This is a genomic window from Microbacterium sp. A93 (assembly GCF_051842835.1).
In genome coordinates, this window is sequence record NZ_JBPXMT010000002.1 from 631,753 (window position 1) to 654,075 (window position 22,323).

Annotated in this window: 22 protein-coding genes; 5 read left to right on the forward strand and 17 right to left on the reverse strand. The window is 69.1% G+C overall.

Translation table 11 applies throughout. The features are described 5' to 3' along the window. Positions 1–54 precede the first annotated feature (54 nt). Both ACSU1G_RS07210 and ACSU1G_RS07215 read left to right on the forward strand, forming a co-directional pair. The gene (locus tag ACSU1G_RS07210; protein WP_439279234.1) at positions 55–681 is read left to right on the forward strand and encodes a hypothetical protein; all 627 of its coding nucleotides are present in this window, start codon (positions 55–57) and stop codon (positions 679–681) included. Positions 682–686: 5 nt separating this feature from the next. Next, positions 687–1,706: an inorganic phosphate transporter gene (locus ACSU1G_RS07215; RefSeq protein ID WP_439279235.1), complete on the forward strand. Its 1,020-nt coding sequence runs from the start codon at positions 687–689 to the stop codon at positions 1,704–1,706. An 84-nt stretch (positions 1,707–1,790) separates the two neighbouring features. On the opposite strand, the gene pstB is transcribed toward ACSU1G_RS07215, so the two are convergent. The 4 genes from pstB to pstS form a co-directional block, all read right to left on the reverse strand. Further along, the gene (pstB, locus tag ACSU1G_RS07220) at positions 1,791–2,570 is read right to left on the reverse strand and encodes a phosphate ABC transporter ATP-binding protein PstB (protein WP_439279236.1); all 780 of its coding nucleotides are present in this window, start codon (positions 2,568–2,570) and stop codon (positions 1,791–1,793) included. Between the two features lie 31 nt (positions 2,571–2,601). Then, positions 2,602–3,783 carry a phosphate ABC transporter permease PstA gene (gene pstA, locus ACSU1G_RS07225; RefSeq protein ID WP_439279237.1) on the reverse strand — a complete coding sequence of 394 codons (1,182 nt, stop codon included), beginning with the start codon at positions 3,781–3,783 and terminating at the stop codon, positions 2,602–2,604. Then, complete coding sequence (pstC, locus tag ACSU1G_RS07230) at positions 3,783–4,751, reverse strand: phosphate ABC transporter permease subunit PstC (protein WP_439279238.1); 969 nt, start codon at positions 4,749–4,751, stop codon at positions 3,783–3,785. Before pstC ends, pstA begins: the two co-directional genes overlap by 1 nt. A gap of 150 nt (positions 4,752–4,901) precedes the next feature. Beyond that, positions 4,902–6,002: a phosphate ABC transporter substrate-binding protein PstS gene (gene pstS / locus ACSU1G_RS07235; RefSeq protein WP_439279239.1), complete on the reverse strand. Its 1,101-nt coding sequence runs from the start codon at positions 6,000–6,002 to the stop codon at positions 4,902–4,904. A gap of 344 nt (positions 6,003–6,346) precedes the next feature. On the opposite strand from pstS, the gene ACSU1G_RS07240 reads away from it, so the two are divergent. Together ACSU1G_RS07240 and radA are read left to right on the forward strand one after the other, a co-directional pair. Continuing rightward, positions 6,347–7,519: an FUSC family protein gene (locus ACSU1G_RS07240; protein WP_439279240.1), complete on the forward strand. Its 1,173-nt coding sequence runs from the start codon at positions 6,347–6,349 to the stop codon at positions 7,517–7,519. Between the two features lie 66 nt (positions 7,520–7,585). Beyond that, positions 7,586–8,986, forward strand: a complete 1,401-nt coding sequence (gene radA / locus ACSU1G_RS07245; protein ID WP_439279241.1) for a DNA repair protein RadA — start codon at positions 7,586–7,588, stop codon at positions 8,984–8,986. Between the two features lie 4 nt (positions 8,987–8,990). Here radA and ACSU1G_RS07250 read toward each other — a convergent pair whose 3' ends face one another. Further along, positions 8,991–9,689 carry a hypothetical protein gene (locus tag ACSU1G_RS07250; RefSeq protein ID WP_439279242.1) on the reverse strand — a complete coding sequence of 233 codons (699 nt, stop codon included), beginning with the start codon at positions 9,687–9,689 and terminating at the stop codon, positions 8,991–8,993. A 76-nt stretch (positions 9,690–9,765) separates the two neighbouring features. On the opposite strand from ACSU1G_RS07250, the gene ACSU1G_RS07255 reads away from it, so the two are divergent. Next, positions 9,766–10,686, forward strand: a complete 921-nt coding sequence (locus ACSU1G_RS07255; RefSeq protein ID WP_439279243.1) for an A/G-specific adenine glycosylase — start codon at positions 9,766–9,768, stop codon at positions 10,684–10,686. Positions 10,687–10,719: 33 nt separating this feature from the next. Here ACSU1G_RS07255 and ACSU1G_RS07260 read toward each other — a convergent pair whose 3' ends face one another. The 12 genes from ACSU1G_RS07260 to ACSU1G_RS07315 form a co-directional block, all read right to left on the reverse strand. Next, positions 10,720–10,911: a CsbD family protein gene (locus ACSU1G_RS07260; RefSeq protein ID WP_439279244.1), complete on the reverse strand. Its 192-nt coding sequence runs from the start codon at positions 10,909–10,911 to the stop codon at positions 10,720–10,722. Positions 10,912–11,010: 99 nt separating this feature from the next. After that, positions 11,011–11,529 carry an amino-acid N-acetyltransferase gene (locus ACSU1G_RS07265; RefSeq protein WP_439279245.1) on the reverse strand — a complete coding sequence of 173 codons (519 nt, stop codon included), beginning with the start codon at positions 11,527–11,529 and terminating at the stop codon, positions 11,011–11,013. A gap of 131 nt (positions 11,530–11,660) precedes the next feature. After that, entirely contained in the window at positions 11,661–11,855 is a 195-nt protein-coding gene (locus tag ACSU1G_RS07270) for an Rv0909 family putative TA system antitoxin (RefSeq protein ID WP_439279246.1), read from the reverse strand. A gap of 160 nt (positions 11,856–12,015) precedes the next feature. Further along, entirely contained in the window at positions 12,016–14,553 is a 2,538-nt protein-coding gene (locus ACSU1G_RS07275) for an ATP-dependent Clp protease ATP-binding subunit (protein WP_439279247.1), read from the reverse strand. Between the two features lie 131 nt (positions 14,554–14,684). Beyond that, entirely contained in the window at positions 14,685–14,984 is a 300-nt protein-coding gene (locus ACSU1G_RS07280; protein ID WP_439279248.1) for a histone-like nucleoid-structuring protein Lsr2, read from the reverse strand. Positions 14,985–15,206: 222 nt separating this feature from the next. Next, a complete protein-coding gene (locus ACSU1G_RS07285) occupies positions 15,207–15,449 on the reverse strand; it encodes a hypothetical protein (RefSeq protein ID WP_439279249.1) in 243 nt (80 codons plus the stop codon). After that, complete coding sequence (lysS, locus tag ACSU1G_RS07290; RefSeq protein ID WP_439279250.1) at positions 15,449–16,990, reverse strand: lysine--tRNA ligase; 1,542 nt, start codon at positions 16,988–16,990, stop codon at positions 15,449–15,451. The genes ACSU1G_RS07285 and lysS overlap by 1 nt, the downstream gene beginning before the upstream one ends. Positions 16,991–17,030: 40 nt before the next feature. Further along, positions 17,031–19,031 (reverse strand): M13 family metallopeptidase, encoded by a 2,001-nt coding sequence (locus ACSU1G_RS07295; RefSeq protein WP_439279251.1) that lies wholly within the window; start codon positions 19,029–19,031, stop codon positions 17,031–17,033. A gap of 142 nt (positions 19,032–19,173) precedes the next feature. Continuing rightward, entirely contained in the window at positions 19,174–19,641 is a 468-nt protein-coding gene (locus tag ACSU1G_RS07300; RefSeq protein ID WP_439279252.1) for an SRPBCC family protein, read from the reverse strand. Between the two features lie 61 nt (positions 19,642–19,702). Beyond that, on the reverse strand, positions 19,703–20,722 hold the full coding sequence (panC, locus tag ACSU1G_RS07305) for a pantoate--beta-alanine ligase (protein ID WP_439279253.1): 1,020 nt from the start codon (positions 20,720–20,722) through the stop codon (positions 19,703–19,705). Positions 20,723–20,749: 27 nt separating this feature from the next. Beyond that, the gene (locus ACSU1G_RS07310) at positions 20,750–21,880 is read right to left on the reverse strand and encodes a hypothetical protein (protein WP_439279254.1); all 1,131 of its coding nucleotides are present in this window, start codon (positions 21,878–21,880) and stop codon (positions 20,750–20,752) included. Beyond that, the gene (locus ACSU1G_RS07315; RefSeq protein WP_439279255.1) at positions 21,877–22,275 is read right to left on the reverse strand and encodes a PadR family transcriptional regulator; all 399 of its coding nucleotides are present in this window, start codon (positions 22,273–22,275) and stop codon (positions 21,877–21,879) included. The genes ACSU1G_RS07310 and ACSU1G_RS07315 overlap by 4 nt, the downstream gene beginning before the upstream one ends. Between the last annotated feature and the right edge of the window lie 48 nt (positions 22,276–22,323).

Here is a 22,323-nt window from a genome sequence, read left to right on the forward strand (position 1 = left end):
GGCACCGCCCCACATCCTCCCGCCGGGGATCAGGGCGGGATACCCTGTGCATTGATGAACTTCTCACTGTCTTCCCTGCTCGCCCCGGACACCGCAAGCGTTGAACACCTGACCGCACTCGCGGACGGCCTCGGCGGAGCGGTGGACCAAGTGGCCCAACTGATGGGCGCCTCGAGGGCCACCGCCGCCGAGATCGACGCCGAACTCAAGGACATCGACAGCGCCGCCAGCGCCCGTCACATGGCCCTGCTCACGAGCCTGCGCAGCTCCTACATCACCCCGCTGCCACGCCAGGACCTCTATCTGATGGCGGACGGCCTGAACAACGCCGTGGAGAAGGTCTGCAACGCCGGGTTGCTGATCATGGCCACGGAACAGTTCCGCCTCCCGGCAGAAGCCATGGACGTCCTCGAGAACCTCGGCCGGCAGGCCGAACTGCTTCAAGAGGCCGTGATCCAGTTCCGGGACCTCGATGCCCTCGAGGAGACCTGGATCCAGCTGCAACGCAATTCCAAGCGCGCCGAGCGGGTCATGATCGAGTGGATCTCCGGCATGACCGGCGACCTGCTGCAACGCAGCTACAACCGCCAGCGGGAGGCCGCGCACGCCGTGGACGCAGCGATCGTCGCCGTCCGCCAGATCACGGTGCACGTCGGCAGCATCCTCGTCCAGGAATCCTGACCGGCGTGCCCCCTCTCGACCTCGTCCTGCTGGGCCTGGTGTTCCTCCTCGCGGCCGGTTACGGCCTGCTCAACGGCATGCGGGACGCACCCAACGCCATCGCCCTGCCCGTGCGTACCCGCGCCCTGACCCCGCGGGCCGCGCTCCTGCTCGCCGCCGTCATGAACCTGATCGGCGGCGTCCTCTCCGGCGGTCTGCTGACCGCGGTGTGGCGCGAGCTGCCCCCGGTCGTCCCCCACGGCGCCCCCGGGCTGGTGATGGCCCTCGTCGCCCTCACCGTGGCGATCGCCTGGGGATACTTCGCATGGCGGCGCGGTATGCCCATCTCCATGACGCACGCGCTGATCGTCGGGCTGGTCGGCGCCGGCCTGGCCCTGTCCATCACCGGGCACGCCTCCTTCGAGGGCATCTGGACCCCCACCCTGGTCACCGGCATCCTGCTGGGCCTGGTCCTCACCCCCCTGCTGGCCTGGTTCCTGTCCTGGGTCCTCGTCACCCCCGCCACCTGGGCCGCGCGTGACGCCGCCCCCGGTGGCGTCAACCACGCCGCCCGCATGTCACTGGCCATCTCCGGGGCCGCCAACGCCCTGGGACACGGCGTCCAGGCCGGACAACGCCTCACCTTCATGATCGCCATTGCCGTCGCCGCCGTCGGCCGGCCCGAGGCCTTGGGCTGGTGGGTCCCGGTCGCCGCCGGGTTCTCCGTGGCCATCGGCACGCTGTTCGGCGGCTGGCGCATCGCGCACACCCTGACGGACACCCTCGTCCGCCTCGACCCCCTGCGCGCCGGAATCGCCTCGATCGTCAGCGCGGGACTGCTCTTCGTGGGCTCCTTCGCCCTGCACCTGCCCCTGTCCTCCACCCACTCGGCCGCGGCATCCATCATCGGGGCCGGGGGGAACCAGCGCTACACGGCGGTCAGGTGGTCGCAGTTCCAGAAGGTGGTCCGGTATTGGCTGGCCACCCTCGTGGTCCCCGCCCTGGCCGCGCTGATCCTGGCCGCGGCGGCCAGCCCCCTGTTCTGACCCCACCCCGCCTCGAATGCACGGTGGGGCAGGGATCACGAGTCATCACGCTTCGTCCCTGCCCGCACAGTCCCGGGGGGAATCTCAGCCGAAGCGGCCGGAGATGTAGTCCTCGGTCTGCTTGTCACCGGGGTTGTTGAAGATCACCGAGGTCTCGTCGTACTCGATGAGCTTGCCCGGCTTGCCGGTGCCGGCGATGTTGAAGAACGCCGTCCGGTCTGCCACCCGGGCGGCCTGCTGCATGTTGTGCGTGACGATGATGACGGTGTATTCGTTCTTCAGGTTGTTGATCAGGTCCTCGATCGCCAGGGTGGAGATCGGATCGAGGGCGGAGCAGGGCTCGTCCATCAGGATCACGGCCGGCTCCACCGCGATGGTCCGGGCGATGCACAGGCGCTGCTGCTGGCCGCCGGACAGTCCCGAGCCGGGCTTGTCCAGGCGGTCCTTGACCTCATTCCAGAGGTTGGAGCCCCGCAGGGACTTCTCCACGATGTTGTCCGCCTCGGACCGGGACATCCGCCGTCCGTTGAGCTTGTGGCCGGCCAGGATGTTGTCCCGGATGGACATGGTGGGAAAGGGGTTCGGACGCTGGAAGACCATCCCGACCTGCGTGCGGACGGTGACCGGGTCCACGCCCGGGGCATAGATGTCCTCGCCGTCCATCAGCAGCCGCCCCTCGGCACGCGCCCCGGGCAGGACCTCATGCATGCGGTTGATGGTCCGCAGGAAGGTGGTCTTGCCGCAGCCCGAGGGACCGATGAACGCGGTGACGGACCGCGGCTCGATCTTGATGTTGACGCCCTCCACAGCCCGGAAGCTGCCGTAGTAGACGTTGAGGTCGATGGCCTCGATGCTCTTTGACATGTGGGTTCCTCTGACTTTCGGTCTGCTCGGCTCAGCGGCCGGTCTTCGGCGCAAAGGCCTTGGCGATGATGCGGGCTGCCAGGTTGAGCAACATCACGATGACGATCAGGACCAGGGCCGCCGCCCAGGCGCGGTCCGCCGACGGCATGCCGGCGGCCGGGGCGGTGGGGTTCATCAGCTGGCGGTAGATGAAGACCGGGAGTGCGGTCATCCACTCGCTGAAGGGATTCCAGTTCGTGGCGGCCGCATATCCGGCGGTCACCAGGATGGGGGCGGTCTCGCCGGTCACGCGGGCGATCGCCAGGGTGATGCCGGAGGCGATGCCGGACATGGCCGTGGGCAGCACCACCTTGAAGATGGTCCGCCACTTGCGCACCCCGAGGGCGAAGGACGCCTCCCGCAGCTCGTTCGGGACCACGCGGAGCATCTCCTCCGTGGACCGGACCACCACGGGGATCATCAGCACCGACAAGGCGATGGCCGCGCTCAGGCCCATCTTGATCATCTGCAGGTGGCGCGGCGTCTCCCCGATGAACGTGGTGATCACCAGTTCCACCACGGCGAAGGCGAAGAGGCCGGCCACGATCGAGGGGATGCCGGTCATCACGTCCACGAAGAACACGATGGCCCGGGAGAACAGGTTGTCCCGGCCGTATTCCACGAGGTAGATCGAGGTCAACAGGCCGATCGGCACGGAGATGATGGTGGCCAGCAGCGTGATCATCAGGGTGCCGGCCAGGCCGTGCAGGAAACCGCCCTGCACGGGTGCCCCCTCACTCTGGGTGGCGATGTCATCTGCGCCGGTGACCCCGCTCATGTCCGTCCACAACAGCTGCGGATGGGCCACCAGGGTGGGCAGGCCGTTGGCGGCCACGGTCCAGAGCACCGAGACCAGCGGGATGAGCGCCAGGATGAACGCCGCCCACACGAGGTTGCGCCAGATCCCGTCCGTGGCCCGGCGCTTGGTCTCGATGACGTAGGTGGTGACGTACATGCCCACCACGTAGAGGATGGCGGCGAAGATCAGCCAGCCGGTCCAGCTGAAGGCGCCACCGCCGAGCAGGGCGGTGAGGCCCGCCGCGAGGACCAGGGCTCCGACCAGGACGGCGATCCAGGTCCAGCGCGGCATCTGGCCGGCGGTCAGGGAGTTCTTCTTCGATCCGCCCGGCCGGGGTGCCGTGCCCCTCGGAGCGGTTGCCATGGGGGTAGTCATCAGTTCGCTCCCGAGAATTCCTTGTGCCGGTTGACGACCCAGCGCGCGATCATGTTGACCACGAGGGTGATGATGAACAGCATGAGGCCGGCTGCGATCAGCTCAGACTGGCGCATGCCGAAGGCCTCGGGGAAGTTCAGCGCGATCTCGGACGGGATGGTCTGGTTGGCGCCGGAGGAGATCAGGCTCCACGAGAAGGCGCCGCCCGAGAGCACCAGGGTCACGGCCATGGTCTCGCCCAGGGCGCGACCGAGGCCCAGCATGATGGCGGAGATGATCCCGGCCCGGGCGAACGGGAAGACGGTCATCCTGATCATCTCCCACCGGGTCGCCCCGAGGGCCAGGGCGGCCTCCTCGTGCAGTTTGGGGGTCTGGATGAAGATCTCGCGGCACAGGGACGTGATGATCGGCAGGATCATCACGGCCAGCACCACGGCCGCCGTGAGCAGGGTGCGGCCGGTGGTCGAGGCGCCCCCGCCGAAGAGCGGGATCCAGTCCAGGTACTCACCCAGCCAACCGTAGATGGGCACCATCCCACCCGCCAGCGTGGTCATGCCCCAGGCGCCGAAGACCACGGAGGGGATGGCGGCCAGCAGGTCGATCACGTAGCCCACCGGGGTGGAGATCGAGGCGGGGGCGTAGTGGGAGATGTACAGGGCGATGCCCACGGCCACCGGGGTGGCGATCAGGATGGCGATGAGCGAGGCGATGACCGTGCCGGCCATGAGCGGCCAGACGTACTGCCAGAAGGTGTCCGCACTCTTGATGGTCTCCTGGTTCGAGAAGACCTTCGGCCACAGGGCCGGCAGCGACTCCACCGCGAGGAAGATCGCGACGAAGGCCAGGACCATCAGGATGATGACGCCGGCGGCGAGGGCCAGGCCGGAGAAGACCTTGTCCCCTGCGGCACCTCCGCGCGGTGCCGTGAGCGACGATTCCCTCGCCGGCTCAGTGGCAGTTTCAGTCACGGTGACTCCCCTCGGAGTTCGTGGTGCGGGCTCGGACCCCGCATCCCGGGAATGGATGGCGTGTAAAGCATGACACAGCCGCCGACCCTACTTCAGAGGGTCGGCGGCTGGGTCAACGGGTGCTCACCACCGGCCGGAACCGGACGGTGATCAGCCCTGGACGGAGATGGCCTGGATGGACTCCAGTGCGGACTCGCGGGTGGTCTCGGAGATCGGGGCGTTGCCGGCGGAGGCCTCTGCGGCAGACTGGCCCTCCTCGGACACCACGTACTCGCCGAAGGCCTTGGCCGTGTCAGCGGTCTCCTGGTCCTGGTACTGGTTGCAGAAGATGTGGTACGAGACCAGGACGATCGGGTAGACGCCGGCCTCCTCGGTGGTGCGGTCGAGCTCGACCGCACCGGCCTCGCCCGGCTCAGCCTTCTCGACGGCGGCCGCGGCGGCCGCGGCGGAGTACGGCACGTACTCCTCGCCGACCTTGACGGCCACGGTGCCGAGCTCGCCGATCTGGGAGGCATCGGCATAGGTGATGGCACCGTCAGTGGTCTGGGTCAGGGAGACCACACCGGAGGTCTGCTGGGCGGACTCGGCGGTGATCTCCGCGGGCCAGGCCTCGACGACGTCGTAGGTCCAGGACTCCGGGGCGGCGGCCGTCAGGTAGTCGGTGAAGTTCTCCGTGGTGCCGGACTCGTCAGCGCGGTGCACCACGGTGATCTGGGTGTCCGGCAGTTCGGCGTCCGGGTTCTGGTCGGCGATAGCCGGATCGTTCCAGGTGGTGATCTCGCCGGCGAAGACCTGGGCGATGGTCTCGGCGTCCATGTTGACCTCGTCGACACCTTCGAGGTTGAAGGCGACGGCGACGGGGGAGATGTAGGACGGGACGTGGAAGACGCCCTCGGGGCCGCAGACCTCTTCGGCGGAGGCCATCTCCTCTTCGTCCATGGCGGCGTCGGAGCCGGCGAAGGAGTACTGGCCGGCCAGGAAGCCCTCGCGGCCGGCGCCGGAGCCCACCGGATCGTACTGGACCGTCAGGTCCGGGTGGACCTCGGTGACGCCGTTGGTCCACGCGGTCATGGCGGACTCCTGCGAGGAGGCGCCACCACCGATCAGGGTGCCCGAGACCTCGGCCGAGGCGCCCTCGGAGCCGGCAGCCGACGAATCGTCGGTGGAACCGCCGTTGCCGCCACAGGCGGTCAGGGCGAGTGCGGCGACAGACAGGACGGCGGCGGAGCGGCCGATGCGGAGAGCCTTCACAGATGTGCCTCTTTCGAGTTGGATGACAGTGCGGTCGAGGCCGTCACCCCCACGATACTGGTGGTGATGCGTGAAGCAGGCAGGGATCCTGCTGACCTCGTTCCTCGAGAAAGCTATGGGTGCAAGGTGACGTGCGGGGCCGTTGGAGGTGAACGCGACCTTAACGGCCCTCCACCCCGGCCGCCGTCGGCGGGTGCGCGGTGGCCCCGAAGCCCTGCAACGGCGCGGAAGTCGCACTACCCAGGCCAGTCCCGGGCCACGTCGGAAAGGTGAGCAACCTCACCCGGTGGCCAGAAGTGGAGAAGTGGAGGAGCGCAGAGCGGTCCCGGCCTAAGCTAGGGATCATGGAGCAGAAGCCCACGTCCGGCTCCTCCTGGACGAGAACCAAGACCAGAACCCGGCAGGGGTGGACCCGCGCGCGATCCTTCGGCACACGCCGAGCCCGCTCCGGCGCCTCCCGGGTCCGCTCCGCCCTGATCCCTGCGGCCGTCAGCTCCCTGTGCGCGGTCCTGGCGTACGTCTTCGCCGAACTCGTCCTGGGTCACGAGGACCCCCTGTTCGCGGCCACCGCCGCACTCATCGCCCTGGGCTTCAACCGTGACCCGAAGGTCCGCAAGGTCATCGAGGTGGCCGTGGGGTGCACGCTGGGCATCCTCATCGGGGACCTCATGCAGGCCGCCCTGGGCCAGGGGTACTGGCAGGCGGTGCTCGTGGTCTTCACCTCGATCCTCGTGGCCCGCTTCATCGACCCCAGCGCCACCTTCACCCTGCAGATGAGCCTGCAGTCGATCCTGGTGGTCCTCCTGCCCGCCGCCGAGGGCGGGCCGTTCACGCGTAGCCAGGACGCGATCGTGGGCGGACTCATCGCCCTGCTGGTGACCCTGCTGTCACCCCGCAACCTGCACAAGGACGCCGCCTCCGGGCTGCGCGACCTCTACTCCACCCTGACGAGGACACTGCGCGACTGTTCGGAGGCACTGCGTTCCCACGAGTCGCGGACGGCGTGGATGGGACTGGTGGCCTGCCGCAGCACGCAGACGGCCGTGGACAACCTGCGCAAGGACGTCCGCAATGCCCAGGAGGTGGCGACGTTCTCGCCGATCCAGCGCCGGTCCAAGTCAGAGCTGGAGGAGACCGCGCTGACGGTCGAGAAATCGGACCTCGCCATCCGCAGCCTGCGCATCGTGGCCCGGCGGGTCATCAGCGTCATCGACAATGGTGCGCTGGATGAGGAGGGGACCACCCTGCTGGCCGACTGGTTCGACGAGGCCGCCGACGCCGTCGGGATCCTCGGCCGGTCACTCGGGGAGCCGTCTGCGGGCGGGCGCCACAAGTCCCTGTCCGTGGCACGGGGCGCCCTCGGCGGAGCCGCCGCCCGGCTCGATCCCGCCGAGCTGGGTGCGGGCACCCTGCATTCCGAGGCCCTGGTGATGTTGTTGCGCCCCATGATGGTGGACCTGATCGAGGCCACCGGAGCCCCCCATGAGGAGGCCGTGGCCTACCTGCCCCGGCTCTAGACCGGTCGTCCACAGACGACGGCGGCCGGCACCTAACGCGTCCGCCCCGCCGACTACCCTTGGTCCATGGCGTCCAAGACCACCAAGCGAACGAATCCCGGCTACCGCTGCAGCGAATGCGGCTGGACCACCGCCAAGTGGGTGGGCCGGTGCGGTGAATGCCAGTCCTGGGGCACCGTCTCCGAGGCAGGGGCGGATGCCTCCTCCGGCCGGACCCCGGCCACCACCGTGGCCACCCCGGCCGTGCCGATCGGCGAGGTCGACGCCTCCCAGGCCCGCTTCCACACCACCGGGGTGTCTGAATTGGACCGCGTCCTCGGCGGCGGCCTGGTCCCCGGGGCTGTGGTGCTCATGGCGGGCGAGCCGGGCATCGGCAAGTCCACGCTGCTGCTGGACGTGGCTGCGAAAGTCGCCCGGCACCGCCGCCCGGAGGGTTCCACGCGGTCGGTGCTGTACGTGACCGGGGAGGAGTCCGCGGCCCAGGTGCGGCTGCGCGCAGACCGGATCGGCGCCGTGGCGGACACCCTTTTCTTGACTGCGGAGACGGATCTGGGCCGGGCCCTGGGCCAGATCGAGAGGGCGGATCCAGACCTGCTGGTCGTGGATTCCGTCCAGACCCTGCAGTCCCAGTCCGTGGACGGCACGGCGGGCGGGGTGACCCAGGTCCGTGAGGTGGCGGCGAGCCTGATCAACGAGGCCAAGGCCCGCAACATGGCCACCGTCCTGGTGGGGCACGTGACCAAGGACGGCTCGATCGCCGGACCCCGGCTGCTGGAGCACCTGGTGGACGTGGTCTGCCAGTTCGAGGGCGAGCGGCACTCCCGGTTGCGCATGGTCCGCGCCGTGAAGAACCGCTATGGCCCCACGGATGAGGTGGGATGCTTCGACCTCGGGGACGCCGGGATCATCTCCCTGGAGGACCCGTCCGGGCTGTTCCTGTCCGGCACGTTGAACCCCGTGGAGGGTACGTGCGTCACGGTCACCCTCGAGGGGCGGCGCCCCCTGGTGGCCGAGGTCCAGTCCCTGCTCACCCCCTCCGGCCAGGGCAGTCCCCGTCGGACGGTCAGCGGCCTGGATTCCGCCCGCATCAACATGATCCTGGCCGTCCTGCAGCGCCGTGCCGGCTTCCCGCTGAACCAGGATGACTGCTATGTGGCCACCGTGGGCGGGGTCCGGCTGACCGAGCCGGCCTCCGACCTCGCCGCGGCGCTGGCCATCGCGAGCGCCAAGCTCAATGCGGTGGTGCCCAAGGGCTTGATCGCGTTCGGGGAGTTGGGTCTGGCAGGAGAGGTCCGTCCCGTGCCCGGCATCGGCCGCAGGATCCGTGAGGCGGCCCGGCTGGGCTTCCGTCGAGCCGTGGTGCCCAAGTCCCCCGAGCCGTTGGGCGAATTGCCCGAGGGGGTGCGGGTCGCAGAGGTCCGCACGCTGACCGAGGCCTTGGAGACCATGAAGGCGTGGGTCGCCTAGGCCCTCACTGCAGGTTGAAGGAGACCGGCTGCGCCTTCAACTCCCCGAGGGACACCTCGAGCCGGTAGGTGCCACTGCGTGGATCCGAGTCGATCTTCGCACAGTCAGGACCGGTGCGGACACGCGGCCAGGTGAGCCGCGCCCGCTCCTGCTCGTCCGGGGAGATCTCCACCATCGCGTCCTCACCCTCCTGACAGCCCTCGGTGGAGAAGATCCGGTCCGAGCCCGAATAGACGGTGAAGACCTGCTGCGAGGTGCCGAGGTTGGCCTCGCACGGCTCCTGACCCGTGTTGTCCACCCGCAACTCGAGGACGGGGTCCTCACCGTCCGTATAGGTCGGCTGGTCGGTGGCCGCCGAGACCACGATGTCCCCGGGAGGGCAGTCACCCGCTGCCGCGGCATCCGCGGTGGGGGAGGATGAGGCAGAGTCCGAGGCGGACGGGGAAGCAGACGAGGACGCCGATCCCGAGGGTGTGCCCCCGGAGTCAGTGGCCGCCGGGGAAGCTGACTGGCTCGCACTCGCCGTCGGGGCGGCTCCGGCCTCATCCGGGGCCGGGCGGAACAGGGAGGCCAACCACCAGACCAGGCCCACGAGCAGCACGAGCACCACCAGGAGCAACACCACCGCCACCAGTCGACGGCGGCGGTACACCGCAGGGGATTGGGGACGCAGCAGGTCGTTGGTTCGGGGCTCAGCGGGCATACCCCCAGCTTATGGACCCGCAGGGCCTACCCCGGACCGGCCACGCCGGGACTGCGGGCGCACTACAGTGGACGGCATGTCTGCGCCGGCCCTGACCTCCACGCTGCACCGGCGCATCAGCAGCTGGTTCGACGCCCAGGGCCGGGACCTCCCCTGGCGCCGCCCCGAATGCAGCCCGTGGGGCATCCTGGTCAGCGAGATCATGCTGCAGCAGACCCCCGTGGTCCGCGTGCTCCCCGTCTGGACTGCCTGGCTGGACCGCTGGCCCAGCCCACGGGATCTGGCCGCCGAGTCCCCGGCCGAGGTCATCCGCGCCTGGGGCAGGCTGGGGTACCCGCGCCGGGCCCTGAGGCTGCAGGCAGCCGCCGCGGAGATCGCCGAGGCGCACGGGAACGAGGTCCCGGCCGACGCTGCCGAGTTGCTGGCCTTGCCAGGCGTCGGCACCTACACGGCCGCCGCCGTCGCCTGTTTCGCCTTCGACCGCCCCGAGGTGGTGGTGGACACGAACATCCGCCGCGTGCACGCCCGGCTGGTCTCCGGCCGCGCACTGCCGGAGAAGTCCCTCACCGCGGCCGAGATGGCCCTGGCCCGGGACCTCATGCCCGAGGACCCGGACCAGGCCTGCCGGTGGAACGCGTCCGTGATGGAGTTGGGGGCCCTCGTGTGCACCGCGCGGTCCCCGCAGTGTGGACAGTGCCCCGTGGCCGAGGTGTGCGCGTGGCGGGCGGCCGGCATGCCCGCACCGCACTACACGCCCACCGGCCAGGCGTGGGCGGGCACCGACCGTCAGGTCCGGGGTGCCATCATGGCCCTGTTGCGGGAGTCCGGGCGGGTCCTCGTGGCGGACATCGCCGCGCGCACCGCGGAGGCCGGAACCCTGGGGGCGCACACCCCGGATGCCGCCCAGTTCGAACGGTGCGCCGCCGGGCTGGTCGCCGACGGACTGGCGTGCCGAGACGACGAGGGCCCGGAACCCCGGCTCAGCCTGCCTGGCTGAGTCCGGGATCCCGGGCCTCTGTGGAGCAGTGGTCTACTTGTCTCCGCCGAAGACGTCCTTGGCCGCGTCCTTGACGTCCTCGACCTTCTCCTTCACTCCGGCCTTCGCCTCGTCGGCGCGGCCCTCATTCTTGAGTCGGTCGTTGTCCGTGGCCTCGCCCAGGCCCTGCTTGGCCTGGCCCTTGACCTCTTCGGCCTTGTTCTCAAAGCGGTCTCCGGTACCCATATGATCCTCCTCGCTTCGGTGTGCGCTCGGCTGACACCGGCGCATCCCGGCCAGTCAATCACTTTCCGGGCCGCCGCGGCACCCCCCGGGAGCAGATGGTCATTCCTCCAGCTGCATGATCATGCGGGTGTTGCCGAGCGTGTTGGGCTTGACCCGGGCGAGATCGAGGAATTCCGCCACGCCCTCGTCCAAGGAGCGCAGCAATTCGGAGTAGACCTCCGGGTCCACGGCGGTCTGGTCAGCCATGACGGAGAAGCCGTGCCGGGTGAAGAACTCCACTTCGAAGGTCAGGCAGAACACGCGGGAGACCCCGACGGCCCGAGCCCGCGCCAGCAGCTGGTCCAGGATCAGGTGGCCCACCCCGTGGCCCCGCCAGGCCCGCGCCGTGGCCAGGGTGCGCACCTCGGCGATATCCTCCCAGATCACATGGAGTGCCCCGAAGCCGGCCAGCGAGCCGTCCGGCGCCTCGGCCACCACGAACTCCTGGATCGCCTCGTAGTAGGCCACGGCCTCCTTCTGCAGCAACACCCGCTCCTGGGCCAAAGGCTCCACGAGGGAACGGATGGCCTGGACATCGTGGGTCCGGGCCGGCCGGATGAGAAGTTGGGTGGAATCCATCGGTTCAGTCTAGAACCGTGACACCGGTATCAGTCCCCGGACGGCAAAGGACCCGCCCCATGGAATGGGACGGGTCCTTCCGGCACGCAGGTGCCGTTCCGTCGGCGGGCCGGGCTCACGCCCGGGCCACCTCACTTCTCGTTGTTCTGCTCACCGTCGTTCTGACCGCCGAGGAACTTCTCCTGAGCGCCATCGACGGCACCGTTGACCTTGTCGCCGTGCTCGCCCAGCTTGTCGCCGTGCTGCTCCTGAGCACCGTCCACGGTCTCGTTGATCTTGTCACCATGTTCGTTGGCCAGGTTTCCGAGGTTGTCTGCGAAGGACATGAGCGTCTCCTAGATCGGGAACACGGCGGACGACCTCAACGGTCCCCCTCCGTTCCGCCATTGAGCGGTAGTCCCAACCTAAGGGGCATGAACCCTCGAGTTCAAACCCCTCAGGCTGGGAATCCACTGATCCGAACCTGACCGTCCCGGTATCGGGTCCTTACTGACCGCCGGCTGAGGCCTCGATCTCCCCGTGCTCCGGAGCGGGGTCCAGCGCCGCCGGCTGATGGGACACACTGAACGTCAGCTTCCCGGTCTCGCCCTCGCCCTCGACGCCCACGCTGATGGCGGATCCCGGCGTTATCTCCCCGAAGAGGATCCGCTCCGAGAGCTGGTCCTCCACGAGGCGCTGGATGGCCCGGCGCAGCGGACGGGCGCCCATCGCCGGGTCGTAGCCCCGGTCCGCCAGGAATTCCTTGGCCGGAGTAGACACGGTGATCGTGAGGTCCTGATCGTCCAGCCGCTTCTGCAGGCGGGCCACGAAGAGGTCCACGATCTGCACGATCTCGCCCTTGGACAGCTGCGGGAAGACGATCACGTCATCCACGCGGTTGAGGAACTCGGGGCGGAAGTGCTGGCGCAGCTCCTCCTGCACCTTGCCCTTCATCCGGTCGTATCCGGTCTGGGTATCCGAGGCGGACTGGAAGCCCGTCATGACCCCCTTGGAGATGTCCTTGGTCCCGAGGTTCGTGGTCATGATGATCACAGTGTTCTTGAAGTCGACCACCCGGCCCTGGGAATCAGTCAGGCGACCGTCCTCCAAGATCTGCAGCAACGAGTTGAACAGGTCGGCGTGGGCCTTCTCGACCTCGTCGAACAGCACCACGGAGAACGGGCGGCGGCGGACCTTCTCCGTCAACTGGCCACCCTCCTCGTAGCCCACATAGCCGGGAGGGGCACCGAAGAGCCGGGAGACCGTGTGCTTCTCCTGGAACTCGGACATGTCCAGGGTGATGAGGGCCTCCTCGTCACCGAACAGGAACTCGGCCAGCGCCTTGGCCAGCTCGGTCTTGCCGACACCTGTGGGACCGGCGAAGATGAACGATCCGGAGGGCCGGTTCGGGTCCTTGAGCCCAGCCCGCGTACGGCGGATGGCCTGGGACAGGGACGCGATCGCCTCGTTCTGGCCGATGACCCGGCGGTGCAGCTCGTCCTCCATGTTGCGCAGGCGGTCGGTCTCCTCCTCGGTGAGCTTGAAGACCGGAATGCCGGTGGAGGCGGAGAGCACCTCGGCGATGAGGTCGTCATCCACCTCGGCGACACCCTCGGTGACGGAGGTCCGCCACTCCTCTTCCTTCTGGTTGCGCTCGTCCGTGAGCCTCTGCTCCTGATCACGCAGGCTGGCGGCGCCTTCGAAGTCCTGGCCGTCGATGGCGGCCTCCTTCTCCGCGCGAACCTCGGCGATGCGGGCCTCGAACTCCTTGATCTCCGGCGGGGTGGTCATCCGCTTGATCCGCAGGCGGGCACCGGCCTCATCGATCAGGTCGATCGCCTTGTCCGGCAGGAACCGGTCCGAGACGTAACGGGCGGCCAGGGTGGCGGCGGCCTTCAGGGCACCGTCCGTGATGGAGACGCGGTGGTGGGCCTCGTAGCGGTCGCGCAGGCCGCGGAGGATCTCCGTGGTCTCCTCGACCGAGGGCTCGTCGACCTGGATCGGCTGGAACCGACGCTCCAGGGCGGCGTCCTTCTCAATGTGCTTACGGTACTCGTCCAGTGTGGTGGCACCGATGGTCTGCAGTTCCCCACGGGCCAGCATCGGCTTCAGGATCGAGGCGGCGTCGATGGCCCCCTCCGCCGCACCGGCACCCACGAGCGTGTGGATCTCGTCGATGAACAGGATGATGTCCCCACGGGTGCGGATCTCCTTGAGCACCTTCTTCAGGCGCTCCTCGAAGTCACCGCGGTAGCGGGAGCCGGCCACGAGAGACCCGAGGTCCAGCGTGTAGAGCTGCTTGTCCATCAGGGTCTCCGGAACGTCATTGCGGACGATCGCCTGGGCCAGGCCCTCCACCACGGCCGTCTTGCCGACGCCGGGCTCACCGATGAGCACGGGGTTGTTCTTGGTGCGGCGGGACAGCACCTGCATGACCCGCTCCATCTCCTTGGCGCGGCCGATGACCGGGTCCAGCTTGCCCTCACGGGCTGCTGCAGTCAGGTTGCGGCCGAACTGGTCCAGCACCACGGACCCCGCGGGGGCCCCCTCGGACTGGCCACCGGAGGAGACACCGGCGCCTGCGGCCTCCTTGCCTCCGGCGCCGCCCTGGTAACCGGACAACAACTGGATGACGGTCTGACGGACCCGGTTCAGGTCAGCACCCAGCTTCACGAGAACCTGGGCGGCAACGCCCTCCCCCTCGCGGATGAGCCCGAGCAGGATGTGCTCGGTACCGATGTAGTTGTGTCCGAGCTGCAGCGCCTCACGCAGGGAGAGCTCCAGGACCTTCTTGGCACGCGGGGTGAAGGGGATGTGACCGGAGGGGGTCTGCTGACCCTGACCGATGATCTCCTGAACCTGTTCGCGCACGGCGCCCAGGGAGATGTTGAGCGACTCGAGCGCCTTGGCGGCCACTCCTTCGCCTTCGTGGATCAGACCGAGCAGGATGTGCTCGGTGCCGATGTAGCTGTGGTTGAGCATGCGCGCTTCTTCCTGCGCGAGCACCACCACCCGCCGGGCACGGTCCGTGAATCTCTCAAACATGTGGGCACACTCCTTGCTGGCTGTGGTGTCGATGCTACGCACCGCCAGACGACTTCGGGCGGCTGTTCGCCACTGGGAGAACAGCCGCCCGTGTCAGATACCGGGTGCTTCAGAGCCGACCGCGGGGCCGACTACTTCTTCGCGTTGCGGTACGCCTCGACCACGTCCCGGTGCAGCCGCCCGCGGCGGGACACCTCATAACCGTTGTCCGCAGCCCATTCACGGATCCGCGCTGCCTCATTAGCGGGGGCCGGCGGCGCTACCGCACGGGCCTTGCGGATGTACGTCTTCAGGCTCGCACGCAGTTCCTTGGAGTGCTCCGTGGACAAATCGATTTCATAATGGCGTCCGTCCAAGGAGAACTGAACGGTTTCATCCGCCGGACTACCGTCCAGATCGTCCACCAAGACCACTTCCACCTTCTGTGCCAAGGTTCCCCCTCGTTGTTGTCATTCCTCAACCTGGGAGCACCATTCACCTCGGAGGTGAACTCCAGTGCCCCACCACGCAATACAGAATCCGATCCGCTGCTACAAGTTCAGAATCTGAGTATTCCGACCGCGCTGCAAATGTTCAACTCGGCGAGGCCGTTAGGGAACTATTCTCGGCAAACTCACAGGATAGTCAATACGAGATTAAATGAGCAGTATTATTCATTCTTGTTCGGCTGCGGGGCGCTCCCCAGCAGCGGTGGTCCGCTCGCCCGCAGGAGCCCCGTAGGCCCCCCGCTCCGCCCGCTCGCTGGCCCACTTCCGGGCCTCACGCTCCTCGAGGACGGCCTTGGCCTCACGCTCGCCGGTGTCCACCCGGAACACGGAGCGCATGACCAGCCAGAAGACCAGGGCCAGCCCCACGGAGGGGGCCAGCACGGAGAAGTAATCCCAGAAGGTGGCCATCAGTGCGCGCCCCCGGGAGCCTCCGGCTTGAGCAGGGGGAACAGGATGGTCTCCCGGATCCCCACTCCGGTGAACAGCATGACCAGGCGGTCGATGCCCAGGCCGATGCCTCCCATCGGCGGGGCACCGTACTCCAAGGCCCGTAGGAAATCATCGTCCAACTGCATGGCCTCATCGTCCCCGGCGGCGGCGGCCTGGGACTGGGAGACGAGCCGCTCACGCTGGATCACCGGGTCGATCAACTCGGAGAACGCGGTCCCCCGCTCCATGCCGCCGATGATCAGGTCCCAGGCCTCGATGACGCCGGGCTGATCGCGGTGCGGGCGCGCCAACGGCTGGGCGGCCGGCGGGTAGTTGTAGACGAAGGTGGGGTTGATCAGGGTCGGCTCGACGATCTCGCCGAACAGCTCGATGACCAGCTTCTCCGCGTCCCAGAACGGGTCGAAGCCCACCTGGTGCTGTTCGGCCACGGTCCGCAGCTCCTCCACGGTGGTCTCCGGGGTGATCACCCGCCCCACCGCCTCGGACAGTCCGGGGTAGACCTCCACCCAGGCCCAGTCCCCGCCCAGGTCGATGGTGCCCTGCGGGGTCTCGAGCAGCCGGCCGGCGCCCACGGCGTCAGCGGCCTTCAGGATCATCTCCTGCATCCGCTCCGCCATGACGTACATATCCGCCCAGGCCTCATAGGACTCCAGGGTGGTGAACTCGGGCGAGTGCGTGGAGTCCACGCCCTCGTTGCGGAACACCCGGCCGATCTCGAAGACCCGGTCGATCCCGCCCACCACCGCGCGCTTGAGGTACAGCTCGGTGGCGATGCGCAGGGTCATGTCCTGGTCGAAGGCATTGAGGTGGGTCTCGAAGGGCCGCGCGTGGGCACCCCCGTGGATCAGCTGCAGCACCGGGGTCTCGACCTCCACGTAGTCGTGGGATTCGAGCGTGGAGCGGATCGAGCGGATGATGGCGGCGCGATCGTGCACCATCTTCCGGGCCTCCGGACGGACGATCAGGTCCGCGTAACGCTGGCGGACGCGGGTCTCCTCGTTGAGGTCGGCGTGCAGCACCGGCAACGGGCGCAGCGCCTTGGACGCCATCTGCCACGAACCGGCCATGATGGACAGTTCGCCGCGGCGCGAGGCGATGACCTCACCGGTCACGGCCACGTGGTCGCCCAGGTCCACCAGACGCTTCCACGCCGCGAGGGATTCCTCACCGACGTTCGCCAGGGAGACCATCACCTGCAGGCGGACCCCCGCGCCGGCGTCGTCCCCCACGCCTCCCACGCCGCCCTCCTGGAGTGTGGCGAAGCACAGCTTGCCGGTGTTCCGCAGGAACACCACGCGGCCGGCGATCCCCACGGTCTCACCGGTCTCGGCGCCGGGCTCCAGATCAGGATGGGCCACGCGGACCTGGTGCAGCGAGTGCGTGCGCGCCACCGACACCGGATAGGCCTCACGGCCCGAGTCCAGGATCTCGGCTCGCTTGTCATGGCGCACCTGGCGCTGGTCGGTGCTGTTGATGGGATTGTCCGTGCTCACGGTCATCCAGTCTACGTGCCCCCGCGGAAGCCCGCGGAGCGCGGGTCTACCAGATGGTGACGCGCTGAACCGGGTCCAGCCACATGGCGTCCCCCGGCTCGGTTCCGTAGGCGGCGTGGAACGCGTCCAGGTTCTTCACCACCTGGTTGCAACGGAACTCGTTCGGCGAATGCGGGTCCGAGGTGATGCGGGTGATGGCCGTCTCCGTGCGGGTCAGCTGGCGCCAGCACTCGGCCCAGGACGCGAAGAAGGCCCGGTCCTGTTCCCGCGCATCGCCCTCCGCCGTGCCGGAGCCGTCGGCGTGCTCCTCCCGCCAGATCCCCAGGGCCTTGTAGGCGATCCCGAGCCCGCCCAGGTCGCCGATGTTCTCCCCGAGGGTGAGCTGGCCGTTGACGTGGTGTCCGGGGGCCTCGGCGGGAACCAGGACCTCGTACTGGTCCACCAGCCGGGCGGTGCGTTCCTCGAAGGCGGTGCGGTCGGCGTCGGTCCACCAGTTCTGCAGGGAGCCGTCCCCGGCGTACTGGGACCCCTGGTCGTCGAAGCCATGGCCGATCTCATGACCGATCACGGCACCGATCGCGCCGAAGTTCTCGGCCGCCAGCCGGCCCGGATCGAAGAACGGGGTCTGCAGGATGGCGGCCGGGAACACGATGGCGTTCTCCAGGGGGGAGTAGTAGGCGTTGACCGTCTGCGGGGTCATGTGCCATTCCTCCGGGTCCGGGCCGGTCTCGATCTTGGCCAGGTCCCGCTCGAACTCGAAGGCGTTCGCGGCACGGACGTTGGCGATGAGGTCCCCGGGGTCCACGGTCAGGGCGGAGTAGTCGATCCACTTCACGGGGAAGCCCACCATGGGGTTGAACATGGACAGCTTCTCCAGGGCCTTCTGGCGGGTGTCCTCGCCCATCCAGTCCAGCGTGCCGATGGAGCGCCGGTAGGCCTCGGTCAGGGCGGAGATCAGCTCGTCCATGGCGGCCTGGTGGCCGGAGGGGAAGTGCTGGGCCACGTACAGCCGCCCCACGTCCTCCCCCACGGCACCGTTGACGAAGGAGACACCGCGCTTCCAGCGCGGCCGGACCTCCTCCGTGCCGGCGATCTTGCGGCCGTAGAACTCGAAGTTCTCCGTGACGAAGGCATCGGTGAGGTAGGGCGCGGCGGAACGCAGCAGCTGCAGCTGCAGCCAGCGCTTCCACGTCTCGAGATCCTCCTGCACCAGCAGCGACTGCATCGCGGCCAGGAAGTCCGGCTGCCACGCCACGACCTCCTCGCTGCGCGCGCCCGCGGCGCCCACGCCCTCGAGCCAGGGTCCGGCCAGCGGGAAGGACTCGAGCAGCGCGGAGCGGTCCATCAGGTTGTAGCGGGCCACCGCGTCCCGGACCTTGACCACGTCCCAGTGCGCGGCCGCGATCTTCGTCTCCAGGTCCACCACGAGGTCGGCGTCCCGCTGGGCCTCCTGCCGGTCCCCGCCGATCCCCGCGAGCATGAACAGGTTGTCCACGTGCTGGCGGTAGTCCGTCACCAGCCCCGCGAACTTCTCCTCACGGTAGTAGGACTCATCCGGCAGTCCCAGTCCGTCCTGGATGAGGTGCAGCAGCATCCGCTCGGGGTTGCCGGCATCATTCAGGGCACCGGTGCCGATCAGCCCGCTGACGCCGGCCCGCTGGAGCTGGCCGGAGAGCCTGATGAACTCCTCCGGCGTGGAGACGGACTCGATCTGCGCCAGATCGGCCACGATCGGCTCCAGTCCGCGGCCCTGCACCCCGGACTCATCCATGAAGGAGGCGTAGAGGGCACCGATGCGGCGGCGGGCGCCGGCGTCGTCGGCCCCGGCCGTGAAGGACCCGGATTCCCCACCGGCGCCGGGACCGGACCAGAAGGTGGCCGCTGCGTCCTCGGCGAGGTGTCTCACGGCCAGCTCCGAGGCGTCCCGCAACTCCATGAAGGCCCCGTAGGCGCCCTGGTCCGCGGGGATCGTGTGGGACTCGAGCCAGGCACCGTTGACGTGCCGGTAGAGGTCCTCGCGGGCGGTCGGCTGGCTGGTCACAGTCACAGAAGGGCTCCTTGGCGGGTCCGGGGCACGACGGCGGCGCCCGGCCCGGGTGGGCCGGTCGCCGTGGGTGCCGGGCCGGTAGGGGCCGGTCCGGCGTTCCCCCGATCCTAGCGGTGCCGCCCGGGGCCTCTCTGCCGTCTGCTCAGACCAGGGACTGCAGCCGGGCCAGGGAGACGTCCATCTGCTCCTCACTGATGGCGGGGAAGATGTTCTTCGCCAGCAGGTCCTGGTCCGTCACGTGAGACCAGTCGTAGGTCAGCGAGACCTCGGTGGTGTCCTGGTCCACGGACTGCAGCTGGTACACCCACTGCCAGCCCGGGGCCTCCTGACCGGGCGCGGCGGGCTTCCAGCCCACCAGCTTGTTCGCGTCATAGGCCACCACATGGTTCTCCATCTGGTAGTCCCCGGCCTGCTCGTTGTGCATGTTCATCACGAACGTGTCCCCCACCTGCTGGATGCGCTGGGACTTCTCATCCGCGCGGACCATCTCGGAGCCGTCGAACTCCTGATGGCGGGCCGGCAGGGTCAGGATCTGGAAGATGTCCCGGGCCGGTGCCTCGATGGTCCGGGTGACGGTCTGCTTCTTCTCGCCGTGGGCGGTCTCGTTCATCGTCATCCCCCACTCTGGACACACCCGGCCTCACCCCGTCAAGGCCCGGCCTGGTGTCCGTTCAGCGCGCGGGACCGGGCAGGATGACGTTGTCGATGAGCCGGACCGGCTCGAAGGTGGCGGCCACCAACGCCAGGGCCTCCCGGTCCAGGGGCGCGGCCAGCTGTTCGGGACTCAGTGGCTCGAGCGTCGCGTGGTCCACGACCTCGAGATAGTCCAGTGCCGCCAGCGGCTCGGCCCGCACCTGCGCGCGGGCGCCGTGGAGATCCAGTGGCCGGCCGGCGTCGGCGTCCTCGGCCAGCCCTGCCAGGGCGCGGTGCAGGACCAGGGCCGCCTCCAGGGACTCCGGGGACAGCCGCGTGTTCCGAGAGGAGAGGGCCAGGCCCTCCGGCGAGCGCACGAGCGACACCGGCCGGATCTCCACGGCGATGTCCAGGTCAGCCTGGAGGCGTCGCAGCACGGCCAGCTGCTGGGCGTCCTTCTGGCCGAAGTAGCTGCGCAGACGGGCCGGGGCCGGTGGCGCGGTGATGTTCCACAGCTTGGCCACCACGGTGCAGACGCCGTCAAAATGTCCGGGCCGGGAGGAACCCTCCAGGACCTCCCCCATCCGCCCGGCGCTCACCGTGACGATCGGGGCGTCCGGGTATCCGGGGTACATCTCCTGGGTGTCCGGGGCGAAGACGAGTTCACAGCCGGCTGCGCCGAGGATCTGACGGTCCGCCTCCAGGGTGCGCGGGTAGTGCTCCAGGTCGGCGGGGTCCCCGAACTGGAGGGGGTTGACGAAGACCGAGGCGATGACGATGTCATTCTCCGCGCGAGCCTGACGCACCAGCGAGGCGTGGCCGCCGTGCAGGGCCCCCATGGTGGGGACCAGTCCCACGGTGGGTTTGAGGACCCCGTTCCCGACGGCGGCGCGCACCTTCGCGGCGAGCGCCTCCCGGAAGGCCGCGCGGGTGGTGTGCACCTCCGGCAGCGGGCCGGTGCCGGGCGTCGCCGCCAGGGGTCCGGTGGCGTCCTCCAGGGTCAGGCCGGTGCCGGTGGGGACGGGGGTGCGGTCGGGGGCGCGGTCGAGCGGGGTCACGGTGCGAGTCTAGAGGCCTCGACCCCCTCAACTCCTCCGCTCGGCCCGGATCCGGACGGCCTGGCGCCACTCCCAGGCACGGAAGGCCGTGGCGGTCAGGAGGAGAACCACCATGGCCGCGCGGAAGAGCACATCCACCCAGGTGATATCCGAACTGGGATCGAGGAGGTAGGAGACGGACAGGCCCGCCCACAGCAGCGTCAGTCCCGCGTGGAACAGGGTGGTCCGGCGGGGCCCCACCACCGGGTCCTCGGCCAGGGTCCGGGCGTAGTCCCACGGTGAGCCGAACTCCTCCACGGCCAGTCGGCCACTGGCCTGCGCGTGCGTCAGGGCCTCCTGGACTGCCCGGTCCACGTCGCGGTCGCCGCGCACGCCGCGCAGGAACAGTGCCGCACGGAACTGCCGTTCCCACGCAGGGTCGTCCACGGGGCTGCCGGCCTCGTGGACGCGGATCGGAGTGTCCGGCCCCGGCCCGGCGCCGCTGGCGGACACCCGCTTCGCCAGCTGCCAGGCGCCGACCGCCACGGCCGCATAACCGGCCACCGCGAGCCACTCCCACGCGGCACCGGAGGGCAGGGGCACCTCCAGGGCCTGAGTCAGCGCCCAGGCGATGGCCAGCGCCGAGGCCACGGTGGCGCCCACCGCCGCGGCCACGGCCCGGGCGTTGCCGAACCGGCCCAGAGTGACGTGATAGACCGCATGGACCATCACCACGGGCACGGCGAGCATCCCCGGTAGCAGGACCCACCCCAGGGTCACCTGCCCCGGCCCCCCTCCGGGGATGAGGCCCACCAGCGCGAAGACCACGGAGAACGCAGCAGCCAGCGCCGGAATCCCCCAGACAGCCGAACGTAGGTTCCACGCCGGCTCGGCCGGACCGGTGGACCCGGCGAAACGCTCGGGTGCCGTGGAGACCCATCCGCGCGCCACGGTCTCAGCCCACGCGCCGGCAGGCCCGTGGAACTGTTCCACGGGCCGTCCGTCCTCGCGCGCCGAGGCGGCGGCCCGGCGGACCTCCCCCTGCGCGGGCGAGGACTTCACCCGGGACAGCAGAAGCCGGAAGTACGCCTCCCGTGCCCACTGCAGGTCTGCTCCCGTGTGCCCCTGATCCCGGACGTCCGACTCCAGCCGATCCAGGTACTCCGTGGTGTCCTTCATGGCCCCTCCTGGGTGATGCCTGCCGTGGTGGGTGCGCCTGTGGGTGCGTCAAGGTGCACCCCGACCCCGAGATGCGCGCCGAGGGCGGCCGCCAGGGCCGCCCACTGGGTCCGCTCCCGCTCCAGCTGCCGCTGCCCCTTGGCCGTGAGGCTGTAGGCGCGTCGGCCGGGGCCGGTCCCGCCCGGTTCCCAAGTGGACCCGATCAACCCCTCGGCCTCGAGGCGCCCCAGCAGGGGGTAGAGCGATCCTCCGCGCGGGCGGCCGAAACCTCGGGCCTCCAGCTCGGTGGCGAGGGCGTACCCGTGCCGGGCTGAGCCGTGGAGGACCGTCAGGATGGCCGTCGGCAACGCGGTCCGTGACCACGCCGCCGGCCAACCGTCACCAGTAGCTGACATGGATCCCCCTGGGAGCAGTCGATACACGCTGTACCTAGCAATGGATAC